This is a genomic window from Pseudomonas sp. LPB4.O (genome assembly GCF_038383825.1).
Lineage (GTDB): Bacteria > Pseudomonadota > Gammaproteobacteria > Pseudomonadales > Pseudomonadaceae > Aquipseudomonas > Aquipseudomonas putida.
On the sequence record NZ_CP151298.1, the window covers coordinates 5,042,481 to 5,057,048 of the forward strand.

Annotated in this window: 10 protein-coding genes; 4 read left to right on the top strand and 6 right to left on the bottom strand. The window is 61.8% G+C overall.

What is annotated here, in order from left to right; translation table 11 throughout:
- Positions 1-6 precede the first annotated feature (6 nt).
- The 5 genes from MRBLPB4O_RS22780 to pcaR form a co-directional block, all read right to left on the bottom strand.
- Positions 7-1,359 carry a 3-carboxy-cis,cis-muconate cycloisomerase gene (locus MRBLPB4O_RS22780; RefSeq protein ID WP_341796676.1) on the bottom strand — a complete coding sequence of 451 codons (1,353 nt, stop codon included), beginning with the start codon at positions 1,357-1,359 and terminating at the stop codon, positions 7-9.
- 9 nt (positions 1,360-1,368) lie between these two features.
- The gene (locus tag MRBLPB4O_RS22785; protein ID WP_341796677.1) at positions 1,369-2,658 is read right to left on the bottom strand and encodes an MFS family transporter; all 1,290 of its coding nucleotides are present in this window, start codon (positions 2,656-2,658) and stop codon (positions 1,369-1,371) included.
- Positions 2,659-2,843: 185 nt separating this feature from the next.
- A complete protein-coding gene (pcaF, locus tag MRBLPB4O_RS22790; protein ID WP_016498120.1) occupies positions 2,844-4,046 on the bottom strand; it encodes a 3-oxoadipyl-CoA thiolase in 1,203 nt (400 codons plus the stop codon).
- A gap of 260 nt (positions 4,047-4,306) precedes the next feature.
- On the bottom strand, positions 4,307-5,653 hold the full coding sequence (locus tag MRBLPB4O_RS22795; protein WP_016498119.1) for an MFS transporter: 1,347 nt from the start codon (positions 5,651-5,653) through the stop codon (positions 4,307-4,309).
- 326 nt (positions 5,654-5,979) lie between these two features.
- Entirely contained in the window at positions 5,980-6,855 is an 876-nt protein-coding gene (gene pcaR, locus MRBLPB4O_RS22800; RefSeq protein WP_016498118.1) for a pca regulon transcriptional regulator PcaR, read from the bottom strand.
- Positions 6,856-7,328: 473 nt separating this feature from the next.
- Here pcaR and MRBLPB4O_RS22805 point away from each other — a divergent pair, with 473 nt between their 5' ends.
- The 3 genes from MRBLPB4O_RS22805 (at position 7,329) to MRBLPB4O_RS22815 (ending at position 10,834) form a co-directional block, all read left to right on the top strand.
- Positions 7,329-7,529 (top strand): hypothetical protein, encoded by a 201-nt coding sequence (locus tag MRBLPB4O_RS22805; protein WP_016488886.1) that lies wholly within the window; start codon positions 7,329-7,331, stop codon positions 7,527-7,529.
- 311 nt (positions 7,530-7,840) lie between these two features.
- Positions 7,841-9,313, top strand: a complete 1,473-nt coding sequence (locus MRBLPB4O_RS22810) for an inorganic phosphate transporter (protein WP_341796678.1) — start codon at positions 7,841-7,843, stop codon at positions 9,311-9,313.
- A gap of 160 nt (positions 9,314-9,473) precedes the next feature.
- Positions 9,474-10,834 (top strand): IS3 family transposase gene (locus MRBLPB4O_RS22815; protein ID WP_341796297.1). Its coding sequence is split into 2 segments (ribosomal slippage): positions 9,474-9,942 and positions 9,942-10,834, totalling 1,362 coding nucleotides; the frame shifts between segments, so codons are not numbered across the junction.
- 73 nt (positions 10,835-10,907) lie between these two features.
- Here the strand turns inward: MRBLPB4O_RS22815 and MRBLPB4O_RS22820 are convergent.
- Positions 10,908-12,383 carry a helicase HerA-like domain-containing protein gene (locus tag MRBLPB4O_RS22820; RefSeq protein WP_341796679.1) on the bottom strand — a complete coding sequence of 492 codons (1,476 nt, stop codon included), beginning with the start codon at positions 12,381-12,383 and terminating at the stop codon, positions 10,908-10,910.
- Positions 12,384-12,553: 170 nt separating this feature from the next.
- Between MRBLPB4O_RS22820 and MRBLPB4O_RS22825 the strand changes: the two genes are divergently transcribed.
- A complete protein-coding gene (locus tag MRBLPB4O_RS22825; protein WP_341796680.1) occupies positions 12,554-14,428 on the top strand; it encodes a methyl-accepting chemotaxis protein in 1,875 nt (624 codons plus the stop codon).
- Positions 14,429-14,568 lie beyond the last annotated feature (140 nt).

Here is a 14,568-nt window from a genome sequence, read left to right on the forward strand (position 1 = left end):
TCTCCTTCAGGCAGTGAAATGTTGATGTTCGGATACGGCGCGCGCGACCCAGACGCGGGCTTGGCCCAGGTAATGGGCAGGGTCGAGCAGGCGATCAAGTTCTTCGGCAGACAGCTCGGCACTGACCTGTGGGTCATCACCCAGCACCGCACGCAGGTGGCGCTGTTCGGCCACGGCGCGCTGGCAGCATTGTTCCAGCAAGTGGTGGGCACGGTCGCGGCCCAGGCGTTGGGCCAGGACGATACTCACCGCTTCTGCCAGCACCAGCCCTTGGGTCAGGTCGAGGTTACGGCGCATGCGCGCTGCGTCCACTTCCACGCCCTCGGCAATCACCTGGGCCTGGCGCAGCGCGCCGGAGACCAGGCAGCAGATGTCCGGGAGGGTTTCCCATTCGGCATGCCACAGGCCCAGGCTGCGCTCGTGCTCCTGGGGCATGGCGGCGAACAGCGTCGATACCAGCCCCGGCACGCGGGTCGCGGCACCGATCAGCACCGCAGCGCCCACCGGGTTGCGCTTGTGTGGCATGGTCGAAGAGCCGCCCTTGCCTGGTGCGGAAGGCTCGAATACCTCCCCCGCCTCGGTTTGCATCAGCAGGCTGACATCGCGGCCGAACTTGCCCAGGCTGCCGGCCACAAGGCCAAGCACCGAGGCAAACTCTACCAGGCGATCACGCTGGGTGTGCCAGGGTTGCTCGGGCAGGGTCAGCTTCAGTTGCTCGGCCAGGGCCTCGGCCACCGGCATCGCCTTGCTGCCCAGAGCGGCCAGGCTGCCCGAGGCGCCGCCGAACTGCAGCACCAACAGGCGCGGGCGCAGCTCTTGCAGGCGCTGACGGTGGCGGGTCAATGCCCCCAGCACGCCAGCCAGTTTCATGCCCAGGGTCACCGGGGTAGCGTGTTGCAGCCAGGTGCGGCCCACCATTGGCGTATCGGCGTGCTTCAAGGCCTGCTGCGACAGGGTATCGGCCAGTTTGCCCAGGTCCGCTTCGATCAGGTCGAGGGCATCGCGCAACTGCAACACCAGACCGGTGTCCATCGCGTCCTGGCTGGTGGCGCCCAGGTGCACATAGCGCTCGGCCTCGGGCACGCCACTGGCAATCACCCTGCCCAACGCCTTCACCAGCGGGATTGCCGAGTTGCCAGCGGTTGCGATGGCATTGGCCAGCGCCCCCACGTCATAGCGCTCGGCCTTGCATGCCGCCTCGATGGCGGCCACGGCGCTGTGCGGGACCAGCCCCACAGCAGCTTCGGCACGGGCCAGCGCGGCTTCGAAATCGAGCATGCCCTGTAAGCGGCCACGGTCGGAGAAAATCTCGCGCATGGCCGGCGCGGTGAAGTAGGCGTCGAACAGTTGGTTGGTCATGCCACGTCCTTAGTCATCGTGGTGCAGGTACGCGGCCTGCCTCGGCAGGCGCAGGCTGAACAGGAAGGCAATCGCCATCATGGCCGTCACGTACCAGTAGAAAGTGTTTTCCATGCCCAGGGTCTTCAGGCCCAAGGCCACGTACTCGGCGGAGCCGCCAAATGCCGCGTTGGCCACTGCGTAGGCCAGGCCTACACCCAGCGCACGTACTTGTGGCGGGAACATCTCGGCCTTCACCAGGCCGCTGATCGAGGTGTAGAAACTGACAATACACAACGCCAGGCTGATCAGCACGAAGGCCATGAACGGACTGGTGACTGTTTTCAGCGCCATCAGCAGCGGCACGGTGCACAAGGTCCCGAGCGCGCCAAACAGCAGCATCGAATTGCGTCGGCCGATGCGGTCGGACAGCATGCCGAAGAACGGCTGCACCACCATGAACAGGAACAGCGCGCCGGTCATCACGTAGCTGGCGTTTTTCGCCGTCATACCCGCGGTGTTGACCAGGTACTTCTGCATGTAGGTGGTGAAGGTGTAGAAGATCAGCGAGCCGCCGGCGGTGTAGCCAAGCACGGTGATGAAGGCCGCCGCATGGTTGCGGAACAGGCCCTTGATGGTGCCTGCATCTTTGTCGTTGCGGGTTTCGGCGCTGCTGGTCTCGTGCAGCGAGCGGCGCAACATCAACGAGATCAGCGCGGCGATGGCCCCTACCACGAATGGAATGCGCCAGCCCCAGGCACGCAGTTCATCCTCAGTCAGCAACTGCTGCAGGATCACCACCACCAGCACCGCCAGCAACTGCCCACCAATCAGGGTGACGTACTGGAACGAGGCAAAGAAGCCACGCTGCCCACGCAGGGCCACTTCACTCATGTAGGTGGCGGTGGTGCCGTATTCGCCACCCACCGACAGGCCCTGGATCAGGCGGGCCAGCAACAGCAGCGCCGGGGCCCAGGTGCCGATGCTGTCATAGGTGGGCAGGCAGGCGATCATCAGGGAGCCGAAGCACATCATCAGCACCGAGATCATCAGGGAATTCTTGCGACCATGGCGGTCAGCGAGGCGGCCGAAGATCCAGCCGCCGATGGGGCGCATCAAAAACCCTGCGGCGAACACACCAGCCGTGTTCAACAGCTGGACGGTAGGGTCGTCGGAGGGGAAGAAGGCCGGGGCGAAGTAGATAGCGCAGAAGGCGTAGACGTAGAAGTCGAACCATTCCACCAGGTTGCCTGACGAGGCACCGACGATAGCGAAGATGCGCTTGCTGCGTTCTTCGCCGGTGTAATAGGTTGAGGTCATGACGGTTTTACTCCTGGAGGGTCCTAGGTAAGTCTAGACATACCTGGTAACACACTCGTTCCGCTATCTGGCTGGCAATTGGCCTTATGTCGAAGCTACCGGCCCTATCGCGGGCAAGCCCGCTCCTACAGGGAGAGCGTGGTTCCTTGTAGGAGCGGGCTTGCCCGCGATAGGGCCGGTACAGGTCAAACCCGCTCGATGGCCAGCGCCAGACCTTGGCCGACACCCACACACATGGTCGCCAGGCCCTTGCGCCCGCCACTTTTCTCCAGCTGATGCAGCGCAGTCAGCACCAGGCGCGCACCGCTCATGCCCAGCGGGTGCCCCAGGGCGATTGCGCCGCCATTAGGGTTCACCTGCGGCGCATCGTCGGCCACACCCAGCTCACGCAGCACTGCCAGGCCTTGGCTGGCAAAGGCTTCGTTGAGCTCGATCACGTCGAAATCACTTACCGCCACACCCAGGCGCTCGGTCAGTTTACGCACCGCCGGCACCGGGCCAATGCCCATCACCCGTGGTGCAACACCGCCGCTGGCCATGCCCAGTACCCGGGCACGCGGGGTCAGGCCGTGCTTCTTCACCGCTTCTGCCGACGCCAGGATCAGCGCCGCAGCACCGTCGTTCACGCCCGAGGCGTTGCCGGCGGTGACCGTCTTGTCCGGGCCGTTGACCGGCTTGAGCTTGGTCAGCGCCTCCAGCGTGGTTTCCGGGCGCAGGTGCTCGTCACGCTCGACGATGGTTTCGCCCTTCTTGTGGGCAATGCGCACCGGCACGATCTCTTCGGCGAAGAAGCCGGCAGCCTGGGCGGCTGCAGCCTTCTGCTGGCTGCGCAGGGCGAAAGCGTCCTGGTCAGCGCGCGAAACCTGGTAATCATCGGCTACGTTATCGGCGGTTTCCGGCATGGAGTCCACACCGTACTGGCTCTTCATCAGCGGGTTGATGAAGCGCCAGCCGATGGTAGTGTCTTCCAGCTTCATGTTGCGCGAATAGCCGCTTTCAGCCTTACCCATGACGAACGGAGCGCGCGACATCGACTCGACGCCGCCGGCAATCGCCAGCTCCATTTCGCCGCTGGCGATGGCGCGGAAGGCAGTGCCGATGGCATCCATGCCCGATGCGCACAGGCGGTTCAGGGTGACGCCCGGGATGCTCTCCGGCAGGCCGGCCAGCAGCAGCGCCATGCGCGCCACGTTGCGGTTGTCTTCACCGGCCTGGTTAGCGCAGCCGAAGAACACTTCATCAACCTGGTCCCACTGCACCGCAGGGTTGCGCTCGATCAGCGCTTTCAGCGGCACGGCAGCCAGGTCGTCGGCACGCACACCCGCCAGGGCGCCGCCGAAGCGGCCGATGGGGGTGCGGATGGCGTCACAGATAAATACGTCGCGCATTAGGCTTCTCCTGCCACTGGCCATGGGCCGCGGCGGTACGTGTGGAGGCTACTGGTCAGGGTGCTTCGATGAGCTCAGATTAAGGAGAGTAGCGGTAGGCTTACAATCCGATAATCGACTATTTGTGCGATTATCGAACTATTTGTTGCGCTGCTACTTATCTGCAGGCCGGGCTGCTGCGCAGCCCTATCGCGACACAAGGCCGCTCCCTGTAGGAGCAGCCTTGTACTGCGAAGGGTCCACAAAGTGGCCCCCGCTTCTCAGGTCGCGTCGGCGTGGCTGACCAACCCTTTGACGATCACACCTACGGTCGCCAGCGCCGCAGGCACCAGCAACGCGGTCAGCACCTGCTCGAAGTTCCAGCCCAGGCCCAGTAGCGTTGCGCCGCTCCAGGCCCCCAGAATCGCACCAAAGCGGCCGATACCCAGCATCCACGATACACCCGTGGCACGGCCCTGGGTCGGGTAGAAGCGTGCCGCCAGCGACGGCATTGCCGATTGCGCGCCGTTCACGCACATGCCGGCGATCAGCACCAACGTGGCCAACACGGTGATGTTGCCCAGGCTCTGCCCCACGGCGTAGGCGAACACCCCAGCCAGCAGGTAGAAAATGCCGATCACCTTGTGTGGGTTGTAACGGTCCATGGCCCAGCCCACACCCACGGCACTCAGCACGCCGCCGAACTGGAACAACGCACCGATGAATGCGGCCTGCTCCATGCTCGCGCCGCTATCACGCATCAGGGTTGGCAACCAGCTGGTCAGGAGGTAGACGATTACCAGGCCCATGAAGTAGGTCAGCCACAGCAGCATGGTGCCCAGGCCATAAGTGCCGGAGAAAATCACCGCAAACACGCTGCGCGCGGCCACGGCCTTTTGCTCTGGCACGCTAAAGCTGCCCGCCTCGGCCACCACCTGCGGCGCAATGGGCGAGAGGGTCTTGCGGATCTTGTCGGTACCACGGTTGCGCACCACCAGGAACCGCGCCGACTCCGGCAACCACACCATCAACACCAGCGCCAGCAGCAGTGGCAGCACGCCGCCGATCACCAGCAGGCTGTGCCAGCCATAGGCCGGGATCATCTTGGCGGAAATGAAGCCACCACCGGCCATGCCCAGGTTGAAGCCGCAGAACATGCTGGTCACCAGCAGCGACTTGAGGCGTTCGGGGGTGTATTCGGACAGCAGCGTGGTGGCATTGGGCATGCCGGCACCCAGGCCCAGGCCAGTCAGGAAGCGCAGCACCAGCAACTGGTCGACGTTGGTGGCATAGGCCGAGGCCAGGCTGAAACCGCCAAACACCAGCACCGCGCCCACCAGCACACCTTTGCGGCCGAAGCGGTCAGCCAACGGCCCGGAGCCCAGGGCACCGAACACCATGCCGATCAATGCGGCGCTCATCACCGGGCCAAGGCTGGCCCGGTCGATGCCCCACTCCTGCGACAGCGCCGGGGCGATGAAGCCCATGGCGGCCGTGTCCAGGCCGTCGAGGAAGACGATCAGAAAGCACAGCAACACGACCCGCCACTGGTAGCGGGACAGCGGCTGCTGGTTGATGAATGACTGGACGTCGAGGCTTTTGCCGACGCTGTTTTGTGCTTGGTTCATTGTTGTTATCCAGAATGTAGGGCACAGCCAGACCACTGCACACGGGCAACCGGTACAGGGGACGATGATTGGGGAATATGGCCTGCGTCAGCCTGGATACAACGGTACTGCGTGCGGGTGCGGCCGCAGCAATAAGTGGACAGTATTCATGGTAAGTGCCTCTTGTATTTTTTGTTCGGTCGGCTTGGCCGACCGTTGCGAGAGACATTAATCAGCGGGCGGCGGTGGCGCAATTCGCCCGGAGCGACACTGTGCGTTTATCGCACAAGAAACCGTTTTGCCTGTTCTAAATGTGAAAGGGGGCCGCTTGGCGCCCCCCTGCAATCTCAGCCAAACAACTGATGGCAAAGGTCCCGGCTGGCCGCCAGCAGGATCGGCAGGAAGCGCTGTTCCAGCTCGCTACGCGTCACCCGACCCACATGGGTGCTCACGTTCAGCGCCGCCAACACCTGCCCCGACGCGTCGTAGATCGGCACGGCAATCGAACGCAGCCCCTGCTCCAGCTCCTGGTCCACCACGCACCAGCCCTGGGCGCGCACCTGCTGGATGCAGGCGAACAGTGACTCAGGGTCATGCAGCGTACGGCTGGTGCGCGCTTTCAGGTCGGCACGCTCCAGGTATTCACGCAGGCTGGTGTCGTCCATCGCCGCCAGCAGGATGCGCCCCATCGATGTGCAATAGGCCGGCAGGCGCCCGCCCACCGACAAGTCGACCGATATCAGCCGCTCCACCGTGGCCGAACGGGCTATATAAAGAATGTCGTCGCCTTCGAGGGTGGCCATGTTGGCCGCTTCGTGCAGTTGGTCACTGATACGGTCCAGATAAGGCTGGGCAGAAATCGCCAACGGCGTCGACGACAGGTAGGCATGCCCCAACGTCAATACTTTGGGCAGCAGCGAATAGGTACGCCCGTCGGAGGTGGCGTAACCCAGCTTGATCAGCGTGTGCAGGCAACGGCGCACCGCTGCGCGAGGGATTTCGGTGCGGTGGCTGATCTGGGCGATGGTCAGGTGGCGCTTGCGCTCCTGAAAGGCCTGGATCACGGCCAGGCCACGTGCCAGGGAGGTCATGAAGTCGGGATCGCCGGTAAACGCCTGGATGCGCTTGGCCGGGGAAGCCACGATCGGCGGCGCCATGGCGGCCGAAGCGGGTCGCGCCGGCTCTGGATTGACCGGATCGTTGACCAGGGTTTCGTCACTCATCGCACACCTCAAAAAAAACGCCCGTTCGTGCGATTATCGAACAAACGGCCGATAATCGCAATTGACCGCTGACACTTTTGCTTATACCTTTCTCCTGCCACTTGTGGCTTCTTTGGAGAGACTGGTCAGGTACCCACCGTAGAAGTCCCCAGGCAACGGCCTCGCCTTTTGGCGAGGCCGTTTTTCATTCGGGCCTCACCCCGGCGTTGCATCGAACTATCCGCCATGCCTTTCAAACTTGTACGAAACGTCCAAACTGTTTGCCGACACCTGCCACTACTTGCGTCAGATGATGTCAGGGCTGTTAAATAACGATGTTCGGCGAATTATCGGTTGCTATAATCGATTGCGCAGGCCCCGACGCTAGCGTAGTAATGGAACCTTCCGTTGTATCTAGCCGTTGCGGCCAGCGAGGCATGTGCATGCTGCACAATGCATAACAACAGTCATCACACTTAATTCAGGTACTGCATGTGACGAAAGATGAACTGCGCGCAGAACTCGAGCGCCAGGCTGAACGTTACAAGGATGTTTACGGTGGTGAAGTCACCACTTACGCCGCACAACCGGATCCAGAGCGCAAACCTTGGCGCAAACGTGCCAGCGTGCGCGACCAGGCGTTCAACCAGGAACTGGAACGCATTGAAAAGGAACTGCGCAGCGACAATCCCTGACCCTGGACCACGCCAGCGCGTCGTCGCCCGGCCAGCCCGGGCGCGGTCGATCTTTACCATCTGACCGATGATGAAATGGAATTACACAAATTTCATACGCCCGTTTGAATGATGGCGAATCGGCCATTTCTTCGTTTTTCTGCCTGATTTAGCCACGCTTTGCGCTTTTTAGCCGATATTTCCCTGCCTCAGCGCCCCTACGTGCACCGTGCGCTCACCCCATGAAGATTGCCATCGGTCTGTAGCAGGTGCATCGATTGCCAAGGTTTTCTGGCATAATCCCGCCCCCCTATACCCGCCAGACAACCTTCATGATCGATTTATTCAGCGGACTGGATGCCTGGGTGTTGGTGAGCCTGCTGCTCGCCTTGACCTTCGTACTCGCCTTCGAGTTCATCAATGGCTTTCATGACACCGCCAACGCGGTAGCTACCGTCATCTACACCAAAGCCATGCCGCCGCACCTCGCCGTGTTCTTCTCCGGCGTGTTCAACTTCCTTGGCGTTCTGCTCGGCGGTGTCGGGGTGGCCTATGCCATCGTGCACCTGCTGCCGGTAGAGCTGCTGATCAATGTGAACACCGGACACGGCCTGGCCATGGTCTTCTCGTTGCTGGCTGCGGCCATCACCTGGAACCTGGGCACCTGGTACTTTGGTATCCCCGCCTCCAGTTCGCACACGCTGATCGGCTCCATTCTCGGTGTCGGCCTGGCCAACGCCCTGATCAACGACATCCCGCTGGCCGATGGCGTCAACTGGCAGAAGGCGATCGACATCGCGATGTCGCTGGTGGTTTCGCCAATGGCCGGCTTCGCCGTCGCAGCCCTGGTGCTGATCGGCCTTAAGTGGTGGCGCCCGCTGTCGAAGATGCACAAGACCCCCGACCAGCGCCGCAAGCTCGACGACAAGAAGCACCCGCCATTCTGGAACCGCATGGTACTGGTGGTTTCGGCCATGGGCGTGAGCTTCGTGCACGGTTCCAACGACGGTCAGAAAGGCATCGGCCTGATCATGCTGGTGCTGATCGGTATCGTCCCGGCCAAGTTCGTCCTCGACCTGAACAGCACCACCTACCAGATCGAGCGTACCCGCGACGCTACCCTGCACATGAGCCAGTTCTACCAGCGCAACGCCGCCACCCTTGGCGAGTTCCTGGCACTGGGCAAGGCCAAGTCCAACGACCTGCCGGAGCAGTTCAGCTGCAACCCGCAGCAGACCGAGCCGACCATCGCCGCGCTGCAGTCCTCGCTTCAGGGCGTGACCGACTACCACAGCCTGGATACCGACAAGCGCGTTGAAGTGCGTCGCTATCTGCTGTGCCTGGATGACACCGCGAAGAAGGTTGGCAAGCTGCCAGGCCTCGACGCCCGTGAAAAGGCCGACCTGGAAAAACTGCGCAAAGACCTGACCGCCACCACCGAATACGCACCGTTCTGGGTGATCGTGGCCGTCGCCCTGGCCTTGGGCCTGGGCACCATGGTTGGCTGGAAGCGTGTGGTACTTACCGTTGGCGAGAAGATCGGCAAGCAGGGCATGACCTATGCCCAGGGCATGTCGGCACAGATCACCGCGGCCTGCGCCATCGGCATGGCCAACGTGTTCGCCCTGCCGGTATCGACCACCCACGTGCTGTCGTCAGGCGTGGCCGGCACCATGGTCGCCAACAAGAGCGGCCTGCAAGGCGGCACGGTGAAGACCATCCTGCTGGCCTGGATCCTGACCCTGCCGGCCTCGATGGGCCTGGCCGCCGGCCTGTTCTGGCTGGCATCCAAAGCCATTGGCTGAGTGACACTGCTCTCAGTATAAAGGCGCCTTGGGGCGCCTTTTTCATTTGTGCTTTTCTGCACCGGCCTCTTCGCGGGTAAACCCGCTCCCACACGGGCAGCGAGATCCCTGGACTGCCCCCAGGAAGTTGGACACCAATCCAATTTCTTGGGGTGTTCACATGAGCAAGTACTCAGATCAATTCAAGCTCACCGCCGTCCAGGCCTACCTGGAGGGTGGTGAAGGATTTAGAACAGTAGCTCGGCGATTTGCAGTGGACTTCAGCCTGCTGCGGCGCTGGTTCTCCGCTTTCCAGAAGCATGGTCAGTTCAGCCTGCGCAAAACCGGCCAGCGGTACAGCACGGCCTACAAGCGCTCAGTCCTTGAGTACATGCACAAGCATCAGCTTTCCTTGCGCCAGACCGCCGCCCATTTTGGTCTTGGTCAGTCCTCGCAGATAGGCATTTGGGCGCGGCAGCACTACAGTGGGAGTCTGGATTTACCTGCTCCCAAGAGAAGAAAACCCGCTGCCATGTCGAAAAAGCCTTACCCCATAAAACCTACGACGTCCGATGACACCGATAAAAGCCGCGACCAGTTGCTGGCTGAGCTTGAGTGGCTGCGTATGGAGAACGCTTACCTAAAAAAGCTGGAAGAACTGAAGAAGCAGGAGCGAAGTCAGCCCAAAAAGCCCTGATCGTGTCGGCGCTCAAGGACAGGTTTCCCTTGGCCGCCGTTCTGCAACTGGCTGACTTACCTCGCAGCACGTTCTATTACCAACTTCAGGCGCAGGCCAAACCTGACAAGCATGCTGTCCTGAAACAGCTGATTCAGCGTGTCTATCACGAGGAAAAAGGGCTCTACGGTTACCGGCGTGTGACGGCGGTGATCCGCAACGCCGGCACCTTGGTTAACAAGAAGGTCGTAGAACGCTTGATGGTCGCGCTTGATCTTCGCTCACTCGTACGGCCCAAAAAGTATCGGTCGTACAAGGGCGTCGTCGGCACTATCGCGCCTAACCTGCTGGAGCGAAACTTCCTCGCGCAGCGCCCGAATCAGAAGTGGGTGACCGATGTGACCGAGTTTAAAGTAGCTGAGAAAAAGGTCTATCTCTCTCCTGTGATGGACTTGTACAACGCCGAAATCGTGGCATACGAAGTGGCCAGCAGGCCTTGCCTCGGGCTGGTTACCAACATGCTGGACAAGGCCTTCAAGCGCCTGGGAAACAAGCCGAAGCTGGTGCTTCACTCGGATCAAGGGTGGCACTACCAGCACTCCCAGTACCGCCATAAGCTGGCAGAGCGAGGACTGAACCAGAGCATGTCACGCAAAGGAAACTGCCTGGACAATGCGGCAATGGAGAGCTTTTTTGGTACGCTTAAGTCCGAGTTTTTCTACCTGAAGCGTTTCGAGAGCGTTGAAGAACTGAAAGCCGGTCTGGACGAGTACATCCACTACTACAACCATGACCGCATCAAGCTAAAGCTCAATGGCATGAGCCCTGTGGAATACAGGGCCCATGCTGCTGAGTCTGCTAGCTGAAACTGTCCAACTTTTGGGGGGCAGTCCACCCTGTGGGAGCTGGCTTGCCGGCGATAGGGCCGGTACAAGCAAACTACCTTTTCTTGCCCCCCAGCAACGACCCCATCAACCCGCGCACCAGTTGCCGCCCCAACTGGTTGGCGGCTTGGCGCACAGCCGACTTGATAGCCTGCCCCGCCGCACTCTGCAGGAAGTCACCGGCCTTGTCGGCAAAGCTCTCCTCATCCGCCTTCGGCTGCGGGGCTGGCTCCACCGCCTCGCCCTTGCGCTGGGTCAGCATTTCATAGGCCGACTCACGGTCCACCGGCTTGTCATAGCGCCCCGCCAGCGGCGAAGCGGCAATCAGCGCACTGCGCTCGGCCGCACTCAGCGGCCCGATACGCGACTGCGGCGGTGCAATCAGCACCCGCTGCACCATGGCAGGCGTACCCTTCTCTTCCAGTGTCCCCACCAACGCCTCGCCAATCCCCAGCTCGGTCAGCACCGCCAGGGTTTCGAACGCGGGGTTCGGGCGAAAGCCATCGGCCACTGCCCTCAGCGACTTTTGCTCCTTGGCGGTAAAGGCCCGCAGGCCATGCTGAATGCGCAACCCCAACTGGGCCAGCACCGCATCCGGCAAGTCACCCGGTGACTGGGTGACGAAGTACACCCCCACGCCCTTGGAGCGGATCAGCCGCACCACCTGCTCCAGGCGGTCCTGCAGCGCCTTGGGCGTACCGTTGAACAGCAAGTGCGCTTCATCGAAGAACAAGGCCAGTACCGGCTTGTCGGCATCTCCACGCTCGGGCAATTGCTCGAATAGCTCGGCCAGCAGCCACAGCAGGAAGGTTGCGTACACCTTGGGTGCCTCATGCACCAGCCGGCTGGCGTCGAGCAGGTGGATGCGCCCACGGCCATCCGAGCCCGGCCGCAGCAGGTCTTCAAGCTGCAATGCCGGCTCGCCAAACAGCGCCTCGGCGCCCTGCTGCTCCAGGGTCGCCAGCCGCCGCAACAAGGCCTGGGTAGAGGCCGTGGTCATCAGTGCACTGTCTTCACCCAGCAATTGCGGGTTGTCCTTCAGGTGCGCCAGCAGCGCCTTGAGGTCCTTGAGGTCCAGCAGTAACAGGCCCTCTCGGTCGGCAACCTTGAAGGCCGCATACAGCGCCGCCTGCTGGCTGTCGGTCAGCTCCAGGAGGTTGCCCAGCAGCAACGGCCCCATTTCACTGAGGGTAGTGCGCAGCGGGTGGCCGGACTGCCCGGCGATGTCCCACAGGCTTACCGGGTAGGCCTGGGGCGTGTGCCCGAGCCAAGGCATACCGGCGATTCGCTCGGCCACCTTGCCCTGTGGTGTGCCAGCGGCACCCAGGCCACACAAGTCACCTTTGACATCGGCCGCGAATACGGCAACCCCTGCGTCGCTGAACACTTCCGCCAAGTGCTGCAAGGTCACGGTCTTGCCGGTGCCCGTCGCGCCCGCCACCAGGCCATGGCGGTTGGCCAGCCGCATCGCTTGCCCGACTGGCTGGCCATCCGGGCCAGCACCTACAACTATGGTCGATGTTTCCGACATCTCTGTAATCCTCTGCTCAAGCTTTACCTTAATTCGGCCGATACCTTTGGGTGATATTCGCCTTAATTAGAGAGGAACAACCGAAAAGGGACTTTTCGGGATGTTGCACTGCTTTGCGGCTCCACCCGTGCGAACGCCTGATATAACACCTTAGCGGAACCGATTACGCCATGAACAAAAGCCTTCGTTTCAGCCACAAGATTCTTTTGGCAGCATCATTGATCGTGATACTCGCCTTCAGCCTTTTCACGCTCTACAACGATTACCTCCAGCGTAATGCGATCCGCGAGGACCTGGAAAACTATCTGGCTGAAATGGGCGCCTCCACTTCGACCAACATCCGCAACCTGTTCGACGGCCGAATCAAGCTGGTGGAAAACCTGGCACAGAACATTGCCCAGGACCCCACCAACGCCGAAACCCTGATGGCCCAGAACGCGCTCATTTCCAGCTTCCTCACCGTTTACCTGGGCAAGGTGGACGGCGGTTTCAGCGTACGCCCGGACGCAAAAATGCCCGATGGCTACGACCCGCGCACGCGCCCCTGGTACAAGGACGGCATGAGTGCCGCCGGCGCGACACTGACCGAACCGTACATCGACATGACCACCAACAAGATGGTCATTGGCATCCTCAGCAAGGTTTCCAGCAGTGTCGGCGTGGTCGGTGGCGACCTGGCCTTGGACGGCCTGGTGCAGATCATCAACTCGCTGAACTTCGGCGGCATGGGCTACGCCTTCCTGGTCAACGACCAGGGCAAGGTCCTGGTGCACCCTGACAAAGACCTGGTGATGAAGTCGCTGTCGGACCTGTTCCCGCAGCACACGCCAAAACTGACCGGTGAGCTGACCGAAGTGCAAAGCGATGGCCAGGCCCGCCTGCTGACCTTCACCCCGATCACCGGCCTGCCTTCGGCCAACTGGTACATCGGCCTGTCGGTGGACAAGGACAAGGCCTTCTCGATGCTCAGCACCTTCCGCACCTCGGCGGTGATCGCCACGGTAGTGGCGGTGGTGATCATCATCGGCCTGCTCGGGCTGCTGATAAACGTGCTGATGCAGCCGCTGCACACCATGACCCGCGCCATGGAAGACATCGCCGAAGGTGAAGGCGACCTGACGAAACGCCTGCGCATTCACAACCACGACGAGTTCGGCATCCTGGGCACCGCCTTCAACCGTTTCGTCGAGCGCATTCACAGCTCGATCAGCGAGGTGTCCTCGGCCACCGAACAAGTCAACGAAGTAGCCCTGCGTGTCATCAGCGCCTCGAACTCGTCGATGACCAACTCTGACGAGCAGTCCAACCGGACCAACAGCGTGGCGGCCGCCATCAACGAACTGGGCGCCGCCGCACAGGAAATCGCGGGCAACGCCGCCCAAGCGTCGCAACATGCCAGTTCGGCTCGCCTGCTGGCCGAAGAGGGGCAACAGGTGGTCGAGCGCAACATTGCGGCGATGAACCGCCTGTCCGACCTGATCGTCAGTTCCAGCGGGCACATCGAGACGCTGAACAACAAGACCGTCAACATTGGCCAGATCCTCGAAGTGATCACCAGCATTTCCCAGCAAACCAACCTGCTGGCGCTGAACGCCGCCATCGAAGCGGCCCGTGCCGGTGAAGCCGGCCGTGGTTTTGCGGTGGTGGCCGATGAAGTGCGCAACCTGGCGCACCGCACCCAGGAATCGGCGCAGCAAGTGCAGACCATGATCGAAGAGCTGCAGGTTGGCGCCCGCGCGTCGGTCGAGACCATGGACCAGAGCCAGCGCCACAGCCAGGACAGCGTGCAGATCGCCAACCAGGCCGGTGAGCGGCTGGACAGCGTTACCGTGCGCATCAGCGAGATCGACGGCATGAACCAGTCGGTGGCCACCGCCACCGAAGAGCAGACCGCCGTGGTCGAGGCGATCAACATGGACATCAACGAGATCAACATGCTCAACCAGGAAGGCGTGGAGAACCTGCAAGCCACCCTGCGCGCCTGCTCGGACCTTGAGCAGCAGGCCGGCCGCCTGAAGCAACTGGTGGGCAGTTTCCGCATCTGACCGGAGCTACACCCTCCTCTGCAGGAGCAACCTTGTGTTGCGAAGAGGCCAGTACAGGCAGTACTGCCATGTTGCCTTCACCGGCCTCTTCGCAGCACAAGGCTGCTCCTACAAGGATTCCGAACTCCCCCTCTCCTCAA

Bases quoted from the DNA above. Each gene is read 5' to 3' on its own strand.
- MRBLPB4O_RS22825 (WP_341796680.1), top strand. From the start codon at position 12,554: ATGAACAAAAGCCTTCGTTTCAGCCACAAGATTCTTTTGGCAGCATCA.
- MRBLPB4O_RS22810 (WP_341796678.1), top strand. From the start codon at position 7,841: ATGATCGATTTATTCAGCGGACTGGATGCCTGGGTGTTGGTGAGCCTG.
- pcaF (WP_016498120.1), bottom strand. From the start codon at position 4,046: ATGCGCGACGTATTTATCTGTGACGCCATCCGCACCCCCATCGGCCGC.
- pcaR (WP_016498118.1), bottom strand. From the start codon at position 6,855: ATGAGTGACGAAACCCTGGTCAACGATCCGGTCAATCCAGAGCCGGCG.
- MRBLPB4O_RS22820 (WP_341796679.1), bottom strand. From the start codon at position 12,383: ATGTCGGAAACATCGACCATAGTTGTAGGTGCTGGCCCGGATGGCCAG.
- MRBLPB4O_RS22780 (WP_341796676.1), bottom strand. From the start codon at position 1,359: ATGACCAACCAACTGTTCGACGCCTACTTCACCGCGCCGGCCATGCGC.
- MRBLPB4O_RS22795 (WP_016498119.1), bottom strand. From the start codon at position 5,653: ATGAACCAAGCACAAAACAGCGTCGGCAAAAGCCTCGACGTCCAGTCA.
- MRBLPB4O_RS22785 (WP_341796677.1), bottom strand. From the start codon at position 2,658: ATGACCTCAACCTATTACACCGGCGAAGAACGCAGCAAGCGCATCTTC.